We start from the raw sequence: 16,832 nt of genomic DNA on the forward strand, positions 1-16,832 counted from the left end.
TTTGGTTGAACTTTGTTTAACCTTTAAACTTAGTATAATTCGGCAATAAAGCGTTGTCAACTATTTAAAATAAACGATTGAAAACGTCAACATATGGTGATATCCTTAGTTTGTTACTAAATCTTTTGGGTAGTGTGTTCTTCAGGTCCCCCATGTAAATTTGTATAATTTATGAAAGTTTTATATAATGGTTAAACAAAGTATACCTATTTTTGGAAAAATAATCTAGTGGTGTAGGAGGGGTTAATATGGAACGGCCACTGACCGGGGATCAATCACTGGTTAAACAAATAAACAAATCAATCGTCTTTACAACAATTGTAGGCAAAGGACCGATTTCTCGTGCCCAAATATCGAAAAATACTGGTCTTAATAAAGCAACAGTTTCAACTATGGTCGCGGAACTAATTGATGAACAGATGATTTATGAAATTGGATCGAGTCAATCAAGTGGTGGTCGAAAGCCAGTCATGCTTTATTTTAATAGTCATGCAGGTTATGCGGTTGGTGTTGATTTAGGGGTTAATTATATATTAGGTGTTTTGACAGATTTAAGTGGGAATAAGATGGAGGAAGTTCACATCCCAATTGAAAAGCGTGAATTTAATGAAGTAGTAGAAAGTCTTAAATCCGTCATTCAAACACTTCTTATAAAAGCACCCGAAAGTGTATACGGAGTTGTCGGCATCGGGATTGGTGTACCTGGGATTGTTGACAAGGAAAAGAAGATACTTTTTGCACCAAACCTGAATTGGAACAACATCAACCTTAAAGAAATTATTGAGAAGGAATATAACATTCCAACGATTATTGAAAATGAGGCAAATTCAGGGGCTCACGGTGAGCAATTATACGGGGCTGGAAAGCATATATCCAATTTGATATATGTAAGTATTGGTATCGGCATAGGAACAGGCATCATCATCGACAATAAACTTTATACTGGTGTAAGTGGTATCTCAGGTGAGATGGGGCATATAACGATAGAAGCAAATGGTCGAAAATGTTCTTGTGGAAACCGCGGTTGCTGGGAATTATACGCATCTGAACAAGTAATCCTTAATGATGCAAAAAACTCAATTCATGAAAATTCAGTACTAGATTTTAACGGATTGGTTAATGAAGCTTTTAAAGGCAATCCTTTAATTCTCCAATTATTAAATACACTCGGTGAAAATATCGGAATTGGACTCACAAATATTATTAATACATTTAACCCAGAAGTGATTATTATCGGTAATCGCATTTCACAATTTAAAAATTGGATTTCAAATCCAATTGAACATATCCTTTCAGAACGGTTGTTACCCTATCATAAGGACAAAACAGAAATCCGCTTCTCCGAACTAGGCAAACACTCTTGCGCCCTAGGTGCCGCTTCCTTTGCTATCTCAGGATTTCTAGCAGAAAAAAAAGTTTCTGAGCAGTATAAATAACTGAGATAAACCGGGGTTTATCCTGTCTTTTCGCTAACCATTATGACAATTCCCTATTATCCCCCTGCTTTTTAAAACGAGCAGGGGGCTCTATTTTTTGATTTTTTTCCATTGTTTTGTCCACTTAAATTCAATATAACATAAAGGTTTACTCCCCTAAAAAATTTCCAGTTATTTGGAAATTATGGACGCATTTATCATGTATGGGAATGCTCGTACTGTAGCCATTTTGGGAGGAAGTTTTTTTAAATAGAAATTGCTATTATGGGGGCTGGACTTTCGGGTTTGGCGTGTGCCATCACCCTTGAAAAGAACGGGATAACTCCAACCATTTTTGAGAAAAGAAGCAAAGTGGGAGACAGATTTATTAATGGAGAAGTCTTATTAGACATCTTTACCCGACCCGTCCAGGATTGCATAATGAATAGTATGGAAATTGCCAATTTATATTCAACCATTGACTTACTCAACATCACGGAATCTCTCTGTACAGGTTTTGCTCAAACCACGGATTCAGAAGAAACGTTTGAACTTCTTTCGAATGGAGTCACGGTTGTTAAAAAACAAAGTCATGCATTAACTGACTTATTGCAGGAAGATCACTTACCAAACCCACCTGTTTATTCTGCAGAAGTAACGGGTTCTAAGAAAAGAGTTTTCTCTGACCAAATCATTGTTTCCCATATGGCTGGGTTATTTGGAAGTCTATTATCCCTTTACGGATATTCACTTGGATCGGTCATGAAGCATGATTTACTTGCAGCCTATATAGCACATATCGCCAAAGCTGGCGCATTTTCAGAAAAGGTTACGAAATTCCTCATTAAAAAGGAATGGTTGGAAAAAGTACATGGAGCCATTCAGCGAGAACTATAATATAACCTTCTATCAAAGAGCCCAATTCAATTTGGGCCTATTTTTTTACATTTGATCTTATTGAACCTCTACTATTAAAATACTTTTCAACCCCCCCTCGTTTTGTAGTATAAAATGATGAATAAACATAGAGTTCATGTAGGTTTAAATAATGTTAAGAAATTCTTAAGATTTTTTGATATGGAATGTTAAGATTTACCGGTTATGATAGAAACAATGAAAGCGGATTAGAAGGTTGGGTGAACAATGGATTATTATTTTGTACTAGTTGTTGATGATGAAAAAGAGATTCGGGATGCGATTGAAATTTACTTAAAAAATGAAGGAATCACGGTGTTGAAAGCAAAAGATGGAATCGAGGCATTGGAGATATTACATGAAAACCAGGTTCATCTGATTATTTTAGACGTGATGATGCCTAAACTGGATGGAATTTCGGCAACTTTTAAAATCCGGGAGACACAAAATATTCCCATTATCATTTTAAGTGCAAAAAGTGAAGATACGGATAAAATTTTAGGACTACAGGTTGGCGCTGATGATTATGTCACAAAGCCGTTCAACCCTATGGAACTAGTCGCACGTGTAAAATCACAGCTGAGAAGATATGTCACGTTTGGTACTTATGAAGGTGCCAACAAAGTGATTGACCTTCATGGTTTGACACTCGACAAGAATGCGAAAGAAGTAGCGGTTCACGGCGAGCCTGTAAAACTCACCCCAATCGAATATAAAATCGTTGAATTGCTTATGACCAACGCTGGTCGAGTGTTCTCAATCACTGAAATCTATGAACGGGTATGGAAAGAACCAAGCTATAATGCGGAAAATACGGTAGCCGTTCACATTCGGAAAATCCGTGAAAAAATTGAAATTGACGCAAAAAATCCTAGATATTTAAAGGTGGTATGGGGCATTGGCTACAAAATGGAAAGGTAAAATTACAATTGGTTTGATAGCTCTATTGTATACATTTGGTCTATGTGGTCTCTTGTCCGTAATCGCAAATGGCAATGATTATATCTATCAAGATTACTTCCACACTCCATACTTTCAAGATGAACTAGGTCAGTTCGCCGGTTATGTTAGCATGTATGAGCTTTATGATATGACCGTAGAGGAAGCCAAAGAATCAATAATCGTGACGGAAGAAGAGATTAACGAGCATCGCTACCGCTATGGCGACCTTCCCGAACAAATTGAGAACATTAACTTACAATACGAAGGGCGAATTCAAGATGCCTTGAACGCGAACTACCAAGACATAGCTGATACATACATAGCTGAACGAGATCAAAAGATTGAAGACATTACAAAGAATTTCAAAAGCGATGACTATGTAAAAAACAAGATTATAAAGGAAAAAGAAAAAAGCATCGAGGAATTTTACAAAGCAAGGGAAGGTTACAAATCGCAATATGAAACATATAAAAAGAAGTTCATCTATTATTTTACTAATCCTACAACAGGAAAAATTTATACCAATATTAAACGAACAAATGATGATTCCATCGAAACCGCTATGAGTGAGGAAAATACCTATTTTCTTAAGGATTACCCCATTACGAGGGAGCATTTTATTCATTTTAATCCCTATCATGATTTCGAATTGCTCGAGTCGATTATTCCTTCTGATATTGGAATCCTTGAAGGTAATATAGCAGTACCAGTAACGCTTTCTGCCTCAAACCCATTGATGATTCAATATGACACCTATAAACAAAGTCAATTGATTATACTCGTGACTGCAATAGCAAGCATCCTATCGTTCCTTATTTGCTATGTCCTTGGTAAAAAGGTACAAGCTGTTCGAGTTGAAATCGAAAAATGGAGACCCTATTACAATAAGCTCCCCATTGATTCACGTGTAATCTTTTTTACTCTTACGGGCCTAATCTCGATTTTCTGTGTATTTTTTGCTTTTACCGACTTCTATTATGTACTAGAGAATCTTTACAATGCAATCGAGCCCGGTGTCGTTCTCTTAATAGGTTCGCTTTTTGTTGGCCTGACTTACCTTCAAGGAAAATACCTTTTTACAGAATTAAAGGATTGGCAAAACGTAAAGTCTGAATGGGAAAATGGCCTTGTCAGCAAAGCAAAAAAAGGGATTGTCGTCCTTTTTAAAAAAGGAAAACAAAGCCTTAAGGACGCATTTTTAAATCAAAGTACTGGGACACAGTTTTTTGTCGTACTCGTCATTGTCTTTAGTTTAGGTTTTGGAGTTGTTTTCATTTTTTTAAACCCCGTTTTTATCCTTTTTTATATGCTGTTTCTTGGGGTTGTAGGAATTCCACTTCTCATAACCTTAGTAAAAAAGGTGGGATATTTTAATAAAATTGTCGAGAAGACTAATGAACTAGCCGCAGGAAAATTAGGCGAGGACCTACCTGTCAATGGGAAATCCGTGTTTGAAACGCTAGCAGGTAATATTAATCTGTTAAAACATGGTGTCAAAACGTCTCAAAATGAACAAGCAAAGAGTGAACGGTTAAAGACGGAACTCATTACGAATGTAAGTCATGACCTCCGAACCCCGTTGACATCGATTATTACGTATACGGAGTTAATGAAAACTCAAAATCTATCGGATGATGACCGCGCCGCCTATCTTGAAATCATTGACCGTAAGTCAAAACGCTTAAAGGTGCTCATTGATGATTTATTCGAAGTATCAAAAATGGCTAGTGGAAATATTGAATTAAACTTGGAAAAGGTTGATCTCGTTCAGCTTTTACAACAAGCACTAGCTGAACATGATGATACGATAAACACATCCAACCTACAATTCCGTGTGACAAACAGTGAGAAACCACTCTACGCACTTGTGGATGGACAAAAAATGTGGCGTGTATTTGATAACTTACTAGGAAACATCTTTAAATATTCACTTGAACATTCACGTGTCTATATTTCGGCAGACAGAATTGCAGAACAAGCTATCATTACGTTTAAAAATGTATCAAAATACGAACTCAGTGAAAATAGCGACGAGCTTTTCGAACGTTTTAAACGTGGTGACACCTCACGACACACGGACGGTTCTGGTCTGGGGCTCGCCATCGCCCAATCCATCGTCCACCTTCACCACGGAAATCTCGAAATCGAAACAGACGGCGACCTTTTCAAAGTCAAAATCACATTGGCGCTCATGTAATGGGACAGAGGGACAGGTTCATTGATCCACACCAATCAGTGAATCTCCCCCTCTATCCCGTACCAAAGGGGGTGTATTTCTATGGAATTTTCAAAGATTTATCACGAATACAATTCTAGGCTGTTTCGAATTAGTTATTCGATCACGAGGGATATCCATACAGCAGAAGATGTCGTTCACGAGACATTCATTAAAGCGATCAATAAAATGGATACACTCGAAGACGAAAATAAAATGGGAGCCTGGTTGTCCTCCATTGCAACAAGAACAGCAATTGATTTTGTTAGGATGGAGAGAAATAAGAAAGGGACCCCAATGGACCACGAATTAATCGAATGCCTAGGGAAAACAATGAAGCAAAATGTGGAGGAAGAAGTTGAAACGAACATGGTTATGGAGCAAATCTATCAAGCTACCCGTAAGCTGAAACAAGAATACCAGGACGTTCTCACTCTTAAAATATGGCATGGTTTACAAGAAAACCAAATTGCCCATATCCTCAACCTTAAGCCATGCACCGTTAAAACAAGAATCTACCGGGCTCGGAAGGAATTGAGGGGATTTCTGGTTAAGTGGGAATTGTCTAATGACCCTGCCCGCCTTATAAACGTATAGCAGAAAAGAAAATGCCCCTCACACATGGTGAAGGGCTTTTTTCAAACTATATATTAATATACGTCACGTAGGTAACGTCCTTGTGTTTTCATGTCTTTTAAATAAGCTTCTGCCGCTTCTCTGTCCATGCCGCCTTCTTGTTCAATGATGGTAAGAAGAGCTTCGTTTACGTCTTTTGCCATATGGTCTTTATCTCCACATACATAGAAATAAGCACCATTGTCAATCCATTCGAATAATTCTTTGCTGTGCTTAAGCATCTTATGCTGCACATATACTTTTTGATCTGAATCACGAGAGAATGCAACATCAAGTTTGGTTAAAATGCCATCTAGTTGGTATTTTTCCAATTCATTTTGATATAAGAAGTCAGTCGCCTCATGCTGATCTCCGAAGAATAACCATGAACGTCCTGTTGCTTTATTGATAGCAAGTTCTTCGATAAACGAACGGAATGGCGCAATACCTGTACCAGGCCCAACCATTATCACATCTTTATCAAGAGTCTCAGGTAAATGGAAGTGTTTATTCACTTGAACAAATACTGGAAGAGTATCACCTTCTTGAACACGTTCCGCACATTGAACGGAGCAAACTCCTTTGCGTTCACGTCCATGCGCTGTATAACGAACAGCACCGATTGTTAAATGGACCTCATTTGGATGTGCAGCTAAACTACTTGCAATGGAATAAAGTCTTGGTATCATTTTTCGTGATAAAGCTACGATTTCTTGAGCAGGAACCTTCCATGGACCAAAATCACGTAACATATCAAGTAGGTCACGACCATCGCAATATTCTTTAACCGCTACTGCGTCTTCCACAAGCTTTTGGAGTTTCTCGTTGTCTGTGAAGTCTGCTGCGGTTTGTAAAATCTTTCTAGAAAGTAACGTAATATCAAGGTACGTTTCCAGCGCTTCTTTCAATGGCATGGACTCTCCTTGACGACCAACGGTTACAATCTCTTCTGCATCCCACTTCATTTCTTCAAGTATGGCTGCAACTAATTCTGGATCATTGGTAGGCGCAATTCCAAGGGTATCGCCAGGAATGTATGAAAATCCTGATCCTTCTAATGATAATTCAATATGTCTGGTTTCTTTATTTGAACCTTCTCCATTTAAGTTTATGTTCTTAAGAACCTTTGCAGGAAATGGATTTGTTCTTGAATATGTTGCAGGAACAGGCTTTTTCGGATTTTTTTCATCATCTATAGTTCGTTGCATTTTTAAAAAACCTCCAACAATGATATATATATTAAGAATAACACATGTACAAGTTATCTAGCGTGTATTTTAGCACACTATTGGCATTTATTTATATTTAAAAATTACATCGCACGACTTTTTTCATTACCCAATATATGTTACAACAAAAAAAGAACGAAATCCATTTGTAGGGCCACAGGAACCATCCCTCTGGTTCCATACAGTACCTGCTTTTTTCCTTAACTACCTTAATCAGGATGATAGGGTAGTTTTTTAATATCTAAATCTAATTCTCTAAATATGGTAAAATAGGAAAAAACTAATAGTTATGGAGCTGATGGAATGACTGAAGCCATTGTGGAGATTGATAATTTACAAAAAAGGTATGGCAGCAAGTCTGTTCTTCAAGGGGTTTCCTTTACAGTAAATAAGGGCGAAATCATCGGATATATCGGACCAAACGGGGCTGGAAAAAGCACGACAGTAAAAATCATATTAGGAATTGAAGAAGACTTTCAGGGTGAAGTAAAGATTTTCGGCCAAAGTATTTTAGACGGCAATATGGAATACAAACAGAAGATTGGGTATGTGCCAGAAATTGCCGATGTCTATGACAGTCTAACCGGGCAAGAGTACCTCACTTTTATTGGTGAATTATATGGTCTTGACTATGATCTAGCTGACTATAAAGCCAAAAACCTAATGGAGTTGTTTGGAATTGGGGAGGTATATCATTCGAGAATCGCTTCCTATTCAAAAGGAATGCGACAAAAGCTCCTGATTATTTCAAGCTTATTACATAATCCCGAACTCCTCTTTTTTGATGAACCGATAAACGGACTTGATGCAAACAGTGTCATGGTTTTTAAAGAAATTATGGCGCAGCTGGCACAGCAGGGAAAAACCATTTTTTATTCTTCACATATCATGGATGTCGTTGAAAAAATAAGCAGTCGGATCATTCTTCTCCATGACGGAAAAATTGCGGCTGACGGAACATTTGAGGAATTAAAGGTGCAAAATAAGGAAGGTTCTTTAGAAGGGATTTTCAACCAATTGACGGGATTCAACGAGCATACTGAACTTGCTTCACGTTTTGTATCCATTGTTGGTGAGGTGTGATATGCAGGACTTTCCTTCTTTAAAGCTACTGGATCGTTTTGAAAAAGCCTTCACCCGTTTTGGTATTGATTACCGAGTGATGCGGAAAATTCTGCAGGCGAAACTCGTGATGGACCGACGTCGTGTGCCAACCATTTTCTCACAAAATAATAAAAAGGATAAAAAAGATAAAAATCATTATATGTTATCCTTATGGATCTATGTTTTGTTCGGGCTCTTTTTAATTCCTTTTACCATTATGGGAGACAATTATCTTTTTCAAATGAGCCTTGTTTTTGGAATGATTATCTTTTTCTTAATGACCTCCATGATTTCTGATTTTTCGTCAGTGCTCCTTGATATTCGTGACAGAAATATTCTTTACCCTAAGCCAATTGATCGAAAGACTATCAGTGCTGCAAAACTCACTCATATCGTGATTTATCTATCTTTGATGACGATTGCCTTGGCGGGTCCTTCGATTATTGCAGGACTTTTTAGACATGGTATTGTGTTTTTTCTTATTGCGCTTTTAAATGTCATTTTAATAGATTTATTGATTATTGCATTGACGGCGTTGATTTATTTAATTATCCTTCATTTTTTTGATGGAGAAAAACTAAAGGATCTTATCAATTATGTCCAAATTGGCTTGTCCTTTTCGATAATGATTGGCTACCAGCTTCTCATCAGGTCCTTTGAAATTGTCGACCTATCGATTAGCCTTGAACCAGCATGGTGGCATATCCTTGTTTTCCCTATTTGGTACGGTGTTATTATGGAGCTTGCCTTGAACGGAGGCTCTCAACCTTTTTATTTTTTACTAGCAGGGTTAGGTATCGTAGTTCCATTTGTTTCGATTTGGATTTATGCAAAGTTTACTCCTACATTTGAGAGAAATCTTCAAAAGCTTTCTCAACATAATAAAGGGAGAATAAAAAAACGTCTTAAGTTGGGAGAATCTTTTAGAAAATTTATTTGTCCAACAAAAGAGGAAAGGGTTTTCTATCAGTTTTCTAGTCTCATGCTTAAAAATGAAAGAGAGTTTAAATTAAGGGTCTATCCTTCTTTAGGATTTTCTATCGTAATCCCTTTTATTTTTTTATTCACATTTATGGATGATTTCAGTTGGCAGTCTTTTAACCTGATCAGAGAAGGCAAATCTTATTTGAATATCTATTTTAGCTTGTTGATGATGCCAACCGTCATCATCACGCTTAAGTACTCAGGAACTCATAAAGGAGCTTGGGTTTATAAGCTCACACCTTTAAAAAACCTAAAACCTATTTTTAGTGGAACGATGAAGGCTTTTATTGTAAATCTATATGTGCCTATTTATTTCATACTCTGTATTGTGTTTATTCCTATTTACGGAGTAAGGATTATTCCTGACCTGATACTTGTCTTTGTTAGTGCGATGATCTATGCAGTGATTTGCTTTGCCATTTTGGAAAAATCCCTTCCTTTTTCCAGGTCGTTTGAAACCTATAGTTCAGGAAATGGAGCCATTATCTTTATGCTAATGCTAGTAGCTGGTCTCTTTGCTGGACTGCATATAATTAGCAAGCTTTTTCCATATGGACTCTATATTTATTTCGCCCTAGCCGTGCTGACTTTGTTTTTATTATGGAGAAAAGTTTTCAACGTTTCGTGGGAAAAGGTAGAGTAAAGGTCTAAAGCGACTTTTATGTGATAAAAAGAATACGATAAAGCAGAGGCAATGTTCCTCTGCTTTACTATTTATTACATCATTTTTAAAACCAAAGAGCGAACTACTCAGAATAGTTATATCGCTTTTTAAAATATCCCATTTCCTTCACTTTTTATAGCCCTATTTGTTCAACTGCATATGTCGAATCCTCTTTGCTGTGCCCTTCATACATTAATTGGTCAATTAAACCTTGCCTAGACATTGGCATTGTGTCATTGTAATTTTTGGCATGTCTCACCGCTTGTTCTCTCCAATCTACTTCAATATGATCAACTGCAAAAGTGGCATCCTCTGTGGAATATCCTTCATATTCTAATTGTTCAATAAGACCAGTCTTTGAGAATGGCATTGTTGAAATATAGTTTTCAGCATGGCGAATAGCATTTTGTTGTGAAACCGTTAATTGAGGTTCTTCTTTCACTTCTTCTTTAGGTTGTTCCGGTTCTTCTTTTACTGGTTCTTCTTTCTTTTCAACTTCAGGTACTACTTCCTCTTCCGTTGGTTCTTCTTGCTCAACTTCGTCTTTTTCTTCTGTTATTGGGGATTCTGCTTGATCAGTTTCAGATGGCTCACCACTAAATGATAGGGCTGCGATTAACAATACAAAAAATACACCTGTTATAATAAAGTTCCTCTTAGTTTTCTTAGACTTCCTAATCGCTCCAACAATACCTAAGATAAGAAATACAATCATTCCTACAAAACTGATTAAGCCGATAAACATAGCCAAAACAATCATCTCCATTTGTATAGTTTATTTAAAAAGTGGAACACTTATGGATTCCTGTAACTAATTACAGTGGGTATCCCTCCTGCATTAGAATGTTCCTTTTTAATTTGAAATACTCACTTTTCACAATCAGGAGAACTCAATACCATTATTATTTGGAACTTTTTCGTAATTAACCACTCCAATAAATGAATTGTTTCCAAACAAAAAACGCTTAGAAAAAATCTAAACGTTTGTTTGCTAATTACTAAGGTATTTCATCCACTAAAGGATGGTAAAAATATGTACTTTGATTTGTTATTTTCCATTAACCAAACCCGTTACTTTTCAATATGAGGGGATGATTATTGGATAGATTTTCTCTTGTTCAGGTATAGTAGAATGAATAGAATGCCAAAAGCGGCTACAATTAAAAATAAGGGAAAGTATAGCTTATCATTATGTTTGACATTTGTTATTTCAAATGTCTTTGAAGGGGTTTCTTTAAGAAATTCTTCGAAAAAAGCATTTCTTTCATCATCCCGCTCCTCAACCTTCCCGTCCAACACTTGAATCATGCCATTCGGTCCACCTACTGGAAGAAGTAATTTACCATTCTCACTTTCTTCTAAAAATAAAAGAAACATGCCACCCCTATCTTGGAATTCCTCTGCCCAACCTACATCATAAGGATCAATACCTACCGTTAACGGGCTCGTAACATCCCCTTTATACAAACTGCCAACCTTGAATACTCTCCCTCGAAAAACGGACTCACCGCGTTTCGGCTTACTGGAAAAGTCATATTGCCCCATCACAATAACTTCTGCACGATCGAGTACCTCTTGTAGCTCTAATTCCGCCCAACTTGTGGCCGAAACGCTAGTTACTACTAAAAATAAAAATGAACAGGTTAACAAAACGCCGCGAGCTAAATTACGCATGAAGCACCCCTTTTTCTTTTTTAGACGTGTTTTCATCATAAGAAGTTTCATTCATAACGGAACCACAAGAACCGTCCCTTTGGTCACTTTGTGAAAATGTTCACAAAGATTTAATACTCTTTTTATTTTTTTCGTAAAATGAATGTTACACTGAAATTGTATTGAGAATCTACTATTCTATCTTGAAAGGTTGAGGATCATGAAAGCACTTAGATGGTACAAGGCAAAAGATTTACGTTTAGAAGACATCGAAGAACCGATTGTAAAACAAGGTGAGGTAAAACTCAAAGTAGAGTGGTGTGGAATCTGTGGAAGTGATTTACACGAATATACAGTAGGACCTATCTTTATTCCAGCTGAAACTCCGCATCCGCTAACCAGTGATAAAGCGCCAATTGTAATGGGACACGAGTTCTCAGGTCAAGTTGTTGAAATTGGTGAAGGTGTTACAAGGGTACAGGTTGGTGACCGTGTTGCAGTTGAGCCAATCTATTCTTGCGGTGAATGTGAGGCTTGTAAACAAGGGAAATATAACCTTTGCGATAAAATGGGATTCTATGGCCTTTCTGGGGGCGGTGGAGGATTTTCTGAATTTGCTTCTGTTCCTGAACATATGTTACATAAGCTTCCTGAAACAGTATCCTATGAACAAGGAGCACTTGTTGAACCAGCTGCTGTTGCACTTCATGCGGTGAAACAAAGCAAGCTTCAAGTAGGTGATAAAGCTGCCGTATTCGGAACAGGTCCAATCGGTTTATTAGTAATCGAGGCTCTCAAGGCTGCTGGGGCAACCGAAATCTACGCGGTAGAGCTTTCTGAGCAACGAAGACAAAAGGCAGAAGAACTAGGGGCAATTGGAATTAATCCTAATAACGGTGATGTGGTAGAGCAAATTCAACAGCTTTCAAACGGTGGAGTTGACGTTGCTTATGAAGTTACCGGGGTACCGGCTGTCTTGGTACAAGCTATAAACTCAACAAAATACAATGGTGAGACCATGATTGTCAGCATTTTTGAAACAGAGGCCACTATCCACCCACAAAATATCGTAATGAAAGAACGTACAATAACAGGTATTATCGGATATCGAGATGTATTCCCTGCCGTTATTAGTTTAATGGCTAAAGGATATTTTCCAGCAGAAAAACTGGTAACAAAACGCATTACACTTGATGACGTCGTTACTCAAGGATTCGAAGGTCTTCTTAAAGAAAGAAATCACATTAAAATCCTAGTAAAAGCTGAATAACGTTATGAATGGGCCAATAGATCATGAACCACTGACTATTGGCTCATTCTTTTAGTCCTTATGAAGAATAAAACTTGTTACGTTTACATCCCTCTTTTTAATAGGGTATGATAGGCTTAGGAATTATGATACGATGTTGTCATTCAATAGTACTAGCGGCACCAGTTAACTGCCCGTGTACAACGCATTTGGAAAGGGATTTTTAATATGGGAGAGCAATTTTATTATTTATTGGAGCATTATGGGTATTTTGGCTTAATTATTGTGTTGGCGGCAGGGATCATTGGATTGCCACTCCCTGATGAAATTCTACTTACATATGTGGGATACACTGTTTATCAAGGTAAAATGTCATATTCCCTCTCTTTAGTAAGCGCTTCGATTGGATCAATTATTGGTATCACTATCAGCTATTTTTTAGGAATCAAGTTAGGCATTCCGTTTCTGCGGAAATTTGGGCCTAAACTTCATCTAACCGAAAAAAGAATTCAAACAACGAGCATGCTTTTTAATAAATTCGGACCGTATTTATTATTTATCGGTTATTTTATACCTGGTGTTCGTCATATAACAGCTTACCTTGCAGGATTAAATTATTTAAACTTTAAAAGGTTTGCCATATTCGCCTACTCCGGGGCTATCTTTTGGGGCTTTACATTTATTACATTAGGACATGAGTTAGGTAAGAATTGGATGAAGGTTGAAATGATGATGAATCACTACATCATTTACGTAATCGGGTTTGCACTCATTATTGTTCTTGGTGTTGTCTTTTTAAACCGAAGGAAATTGGTAAGATAAAAAGGGACAGATTCCTTGGTCAAAGGGACCACAGGAACCGTCCCTGTGGTCCCTAATTTTCATCCAAAAAGTCTTGGACAATCTCATTAAATTTTTCTTCATGCTCCCAAAACATCATATGGCCTCCCAGTACTTTTACTTGAGATTCAGGCGTTAGTTGGTTTGTGTACTTTTCTGCAATATCCGCCCAGTGCTCAGCGACAATCGTTAAAGTAGGGACAGCTTTACTAGCCTTTTTTGCTTCCTCTCGATAATCAGAAAACATACCTGATGCAAATAAATTACCCGCGATGTAGTATGGCGTTTTCAATGATTGCTCTACTAGCCAGGTTAACTCTTCTTTCTCAAGTTCTCTTTGCACCATAACTTGAGTGATATAGCTTGTTATGAACTCACGATGCCCCGCTGAATTACGTAAATAAGGATTGTAAATGGCTGCAATATCATCTAGCTTTCCTTCCACCCAATCATCATTGACAGATAAGGATTTAGGCGGCATATCTACAAATACTAAAGATTTAATATGATCAAAGCCATTTTTCTTTACATACTCCCAAACCGTAAAACAACCAAACGACCAGCCCACAAGTGTTGCAGTTTTCACATTTAATGCTTGGAGAACCGCAGTTAAATCAGCTCCGTGTGTGACATAATCATTTCCATGAAGAGAGATAGTCGATCTTCCGTGACTTCTTGGATCAATCACAATTACTCGGTTCGTTTTTGAAAAATATTCAATTTGCTTTGAAAAAACCTCCGTTGTGAATGTGAAGCCAGGGATGAAAACAAGGGGTTCTCCTTCCCCTACATCTTGAACGAATAGTTCGACCCCTGAATCGACTTCAATATATATCCCATCAATAAAACCCATCAATATCCCCCCCTATATTAAACTGTTAAACACTATATTCACCAATTTATTTATTAATTCCTCATAAAAGAGACATTTAGAAAAGCCTTCGGTGATGGTGAAGGCTTTTCTAGTTTGTATTACTTTACTGCTAAGGCTGTAGTTTTTGAGTATTGTTTTCCAGGATGATGCGGTGGCAACTGGCTTCCTTTACCAAATAGGCTATCCCTTAAGGTGTCACCTTCATATTCTTTTCGCACCAGACCCCTTTCTTGTAATACTGGCACAACGAATTCTATGAAATCTTTAAATGTACCAGGAGTAATCGCGTACGCAATGTTAAATCCATCTACTCCAGTATCTTTTACCCAACTTTCCAAATCATCTGCAACCTGTTCTGGACTTCCAACCGTGACCGGACCTAATCCACCAATTCCCGTGTATTTTTTTATTTCATCGATCGTCCAATTTTTACCCGAATCAATTCTAGTAAAGTTTTCAACTGTCGATTGAATCGCATCATTTTTGACAAACTTAAGATTTTCATGGGGACCATACTCTGAAAAATCAATTCCAGTCCATCCCCCAAGTAGTGCGAGTGCCCCTTCATAGCTCACATGTTTTTGATATTCATTGAACTTATTATGTGCTTCCTCTTCAGTTCGACCCACGATCGGAGTAATACAAGTAAGAATTTTTATTTCCTCTGGTGTCCTACCTGCCTTTATTGCCTCTTCACGGAGTTTTTTTACAGAATGCCTAGCAGCGTTTTTAGTCGGTGCCCCAATAAAGATAAGCTCAGCATTTTGACCAGCAAAAGCGCGGCCTTTTGTGGAAGTTCCTGCCTGATAGAGTACCGGCGTTCTTTGTGGAGAAGGCTCACATAGGTGTGCTCCTGGGACTTTAAAATATTTGCCTTCATGGTTGATATCATGGACCTTACTTGGGTCTGCAAAAATTTGATTCTGTTTGTCTACTAAAACTGCATTATCCTCCCAGCTACCTTCCCATAACTTATAGCAAACTTGTAAATATTCTTCAGCAATATCGTACCGCTCATCATGTTTAATTTGGTCTTCCAATCCCATATTCACAGCGGCGCTTTTTAAGTAAGAAGTGACAATATTCCAGCCGACACGCCCCTTTGTAATATGATCCAGCGTCGACATCCTGCGAGCAAATGTATAAGGATGCTCATGCGTGACAGATGCCGTAACTCCGAATCCTAAATGCTTTGTCACCGCTGACATTAATGGCACAACAAGGGATGGGTCATTTACAGGTGTTTGGGTACCCTGACGGATAGCGGCATCTCTAGAGCCTTGATACACATCATAAGGCCCCAGTACATCTGCTAGAAATATTGCATCGAATCGACCCTTCTCTAAAAGCTTTGCTAGTTCAATCCAATATTCACTATCTTTATAGCGGTGTGATTGATCCTCTGGATGTGTCCACAGACCTGGAGATTGATGCCCCACACAGTTCATATCAAATGCATTTAAATAAATTCTTTTCTTTGTCATTGTTATTAGCTCCTTTTTTATTAATGTTTTAAAGCAAAAGCTTTATTCTGTTTGACTGCTTCAACAAAGTAATAAAGCTCTTTTTTCAGTCTTTCTAACACATTTACATCGGTAATAGGGGTAATCACTTGTGTTTTATCGATTTGGCAATCTTGGAAGTAAACTCCTTGCATGCTTTGCCCCTTTAATGCGGCCAATAATGGTTTGAGGCTGAAGTCAATTGCTAGTAAATGTGCTGGGCTTCCGCCTGTCATAATTGGCAAAACGGTTTTTCTTGCTAACACATCTTGTGGCAGCAAATCTAGTACAGCTTTCAGCACTCCTGTGTACGCTGCCTTGTAAACGGGCGATCCTACAATCACACCTTCTGCCCCTTGGATTAATGAAGTTAGATCCTTAATGGCTGGACTATCAAACTTCAGATTAAATATGTCATCAGAAGGAATATCTCTCACGGATACATGTGTGATTGTAAAACCTTCCTGTTTAAGCTTTTTCCCTACAAACTGTAGAACCAAATCCGTTCTAGAACTTTCTGAAGGACTTCCCGATAAAATAACGATTTCGCTCATTTTGATCATCCTTTCTCCTTTTTATTGAAATCTTTTCTTATGAGTTATTGAACCATCAACCTCCCCCTTCCAAAGAA

General features: G+C 37.7%; 15 protein-coding genes and 1 pseudogene. 10 read left to right on the forward strand and 6 right to left on the reverse strand.

The features are described from left to right. The first annotated feature begins 248 nt into the window (after positions 1-248). From RGU12_RS09240 to RGU12_RS09265, 6 genes and pseudogenes are all read left to right on the forward strand, one after another. On the forward strand, positions 249-1,436 hold the full coding sequence (locus RGU12_RS09240; RefSeq protein WP_309535811.1) for an ROK family transcriptional regulator: 1,188 nt from the start codon (positions 249-251) through the stop codon (positions 1,434-1,436). A gap of 264 nt (positions 1,437-1,700) precedes the next feature. After that, positions 1,701-1,781: pseudogene (locus RGU12_RS09245) on the forward strand (NAD(P)-binding protein); the annotation flags it as partial. Positions 1,782-1,856: 75 nt separating this feature from the next. Further along, complete coding sequence (locus tag RGU12_RS09250) at positions 1,857-2,312, forward strand: DUF3231 family protein (protein WP_309536291.1); 456 nt, start codon at positions 1,857-1,859, stop codon at positions 2,310-2,312. Positions 2,313-2,558: 246 nt separating this feature from the next. Further along, positions 2,559-3,251 carry a response regulator transcription factor gene (locus RGU12_RS09255; protein WP_309535812.1) on the forward strand — a complete coding sequence of 231 codons (693 nt, stop codon included), beginning with the start codon at positions 2,559-2,561 and terminating at the stop codon, positions 3,249-3,251. Then, positions 3,229-5,469: a sensor histidine kinase gene (locus tag RGU12_RS09260; protein WP_309535813.1), complete on the forward strand. Its 2,241-nt coding sequence runs from the start codon at positions 3,229-3,231 to the stop codon at positions 5,467-5,469. The genes RGU12_RS09255 and RGU12_RS09260 overlap by 23 nt, the downstream gene beginning before the upstream one ends. A gap of 81 nt (positions 5,470-5,550) precedes the next feature. Beyond that, complete coding sequence (locus tag RGU12_RS09265; protein WP_309535814.1) at positions 5,551-6,084, forward strand: RNA polymerase sigma factor; 534 nt, start codon at positions 5,551-5,553, stop codon at positions 6,082-6,084. A 53-nt stretch (positions 6,085-6,137) separates the two neighbouring features. Here RGU12_RS09265 and RGU12_RS09270 read toward each other — a convergent pair whose 3' ends face one another. Next, positions 6,138-7,310, reverse strand: coding sequence for a diflavin oxidoreductase (locus RGU12_RS09270; RefSeq protein WP_309535815.1), 1,173 nt, complete (start codon positions 7,308-7,310; stop codon positions 6,138-6,140). A 324-nt stretch (positions 7,311-7,634) separates the two neighbouring features. Here RGU12_RS09270 and RGU12_RS09275 point away from each other — a divergent pair, with 324 nt between their 5' ends. Continuing rightward, complete coding sequence (locus tag RGU12_RS09275) at positions 7,635-8,414, forward strand: ABC transporter ATP-binding protein (protein WP_309535816.1); 780 nt, start codon at positions 7,635-7,637, stop codon at positions 8,412-8,414. A gap of 1 nt (position 8,415) precedes the next feature. After that, positions 8,416-10,062: a hypothetical protein gene (locus tag RGU12_RS09280; RefSeq protein ID WP_309535817.1), complete on the forward strand. Its 1,647-nt coding sequence runs from the start codon at positions 8,416-8,418 to the stop codon at positions 10,060-10,062. Between the two features lie 154 nt (positions 10,063-10,216). Here RGU12_RS09280 and RGU12_RS09285 read toward each other — a convergent pair whose 3' ends face one another. Further along, entirely contained in the window at positions 10,217-10,828 is a 612-nt protein-coding gene (locus RGU12_RS09285) for an Ltp family lipoprotein (RefSeq protein WP_309536292.1), read from the reverse strand. 350 nt (positions 10,829-11,178) lie between these two features. Further along, positions 11,179-11,757, reverse strand: coding sequence for a hypothetical protein (locus RGU12_RS09290; RefSeq protein WP_309535818.1), 579 nt, complete (start codon positions 11,755-11,757; stop codon positions 11,179-11,181). Positions 11,758-11,956: 199 nt separating this feature from the next. On the opposite strand from RGU12_RS09290, the gene RGU12_RS09295 reads away from it, so the two are divergent. Both RGU12_RS09295 and RGU12_RS09300 read left to right on the forward strand, forming a co-directional pair. Further along, positions 11,957-13,006 (forward strand): 2,3-butanediol dehydrogenase, encoded by a 1,050-nt coding sequence (locus RGU12_RS09295; RefSeq protein ID WP_309535819.1) that lies wholly within the window; start codon positions 11,957-11,959, stop codon positions 13,004-13,006. Positions 13,007-13,213: 207 nt separating this feature from the next. Then, complete coding sequence (locus RGU12_RS09300) at positions 13,214-13,807, forward strand: DedA family protein (RefSeq protein ID WP_309535820.1); 594 nt, start codon at positions 13,214-13,216, stop codon at positions 13,805-13,807. Between the two features lie 52 nt (positions 13,808-13,859). On the opposite strand, the gene RGU12_RS09305 is transcribed toward RGU12_RS09300, so the two are convergent. The 3 genes from RGU12_RS09305 to ssuE form a co-directional block, all read right to left on the reverse strand. Next, on the reverse strand, positions 13,860-14,678 hold the full coding sequence (locus RGU12_RS09305; protein ID WP_309535821.1) for an alpha/beta fold hydrolase: 819 nt from the start codon (positions 14,676-14,678) through the stop codon (positions 13,860-13,862). A gap of 119 nt (positions 14,679-14,797) precedes the next feature. After that, positions 14,798-16,183: an LLM class flavin-dependent oxidoreductase gene (locus tag RGU12_RS09310; protein ID WP_309535822.1), complete on the reverse strand. Its 1,386-nt coding sequence runs from the start codon at positions 16,181-16,183 to the stop codon at positions 14,798-14,800. 20 nt (positions 16,184-16,203) lie between these two features. After that, on the reverse strand, positions 16,204-16,755 hold the full coding sequence (ssuE, locus tag RGU12_RS09315; RefSeq protein WP_309535823.1) for an NADPH-dependent FMN reductase: 552 nt from the start codon (positions 16,753-16,755) through the stop codon (positions 16,204-16,206). Positions 16,756-16,832: the final 77 nt, after the last annotated feature.

Origin of the sequence: Ferdinandcohnia sp. QZ13, assembly GCF_031324165.1 — a bacterium.
Lineage (GTDB): Bacteria > Bacillota > Bacilli > Bacillales > Bacillaceae_L > Ferdinandcohnia.

Excerpts from the sequence above, each read along its gene's own strand:
- RGU12_RS09305 (WP_309535821.1), bottom strand. The coding sequence starts at position 14,678 with ATGGGTTTTATTGATGGGATATATATTGAAGTCGATTCAGGGGTCGAA.
- RGU12_RS09300 (WP_309535820.1), top strand. The coding sequence starts at position 13,214 with ATGGGAGAGCAATTTTATTATTTATTGGAGCATTATGGGTATTTTGGC.
- RGU12_RS09275 (WP_309535816.1), top strand. The coding sequence starts at position 7,635 with ATGACTGAAGCCATTGTGGAGATTGATAATTTACAAAAAAGGTATGGC.
- RGU12_RS09255 (WP_309535812.1), top strand. The coding sequence starts at position 2,559 with ATGGATTATTATTTTGTACTAGTTGTTGATGATGAAAAAGAGATTCGG.
- RGU12_RS09285 (WP_309536292.1), bottom strand. The coding sequence starts at position 10,828 with ATGTTTATCGGCTTAATCAGTTTTGTAGGAATGATTGTATTTCTTATC.
- RGU12_RS09310 (WP_309535822.1), bottom strand. The coding sequence starts at position 16,183 with ATGACAAAGAAAAGAATTTATTTAAATGCATTTGATATGAACTGTGTG.
- RGU12_RS09280 (WP_309535817.1), top strand. The coding sequence starts at position 8,416 with ATGCAGGACTTTCCTTCTTTAAAGCTACTGGATCGTTTTGAAAAAGCC.
- RGU12_RS09270 (WP_309535815.1), bottom strand. The coding sequence starts at position 7,310 with ATGCAACGAACTATAGATGATGAAAAAAATCCGAAAAAGCCTGTTCCT.
- RGU12_RS09240 (WP_309535811.1), top strand. The coding sequence starts at position 249 with ATGGAACGGCCACTGACCGGGGATCAATCACTGGTTAAACAAATAAAC.
- RGU12_RS09250 (WP_309536291.1), top strand. The coding sequence starts at position 1,857 with ATGAATAGTATGGAAATTGCCAATTTATATTCAACCATTGACTTACTC.
- RGU12_RS09265 (WP_309535814.1), top strand. The coding sequence starts at position 5,551 with ATGGAATTTTCAAAGATTTATCACGAATACAATTCTAGGCTGTTTCGA.
- RGU12_RS09290 (WP_309535818.1), bottom strand. The coding sequence starts at position 11,757 with ATGCGTAATTTAGCTCGCGGCGTTTTGTTAACCTGTTCATTTTTATTT.
- ssuE (WP_309535823.1), bottom strand. The coding sequence starts at position 16,755 with ATGAGCGAAATCGTTATTTTATCGGGAAGTCCTTCAGAAAGTTCTAGA.
- RGU12_RS09295 (WP_309535819.1), top strand. The coding sequence starts at position 11,957 with ATGAAAGCACTTAGATGGTACAAGGCAAAAGATTTACGTTTAGAAGAC.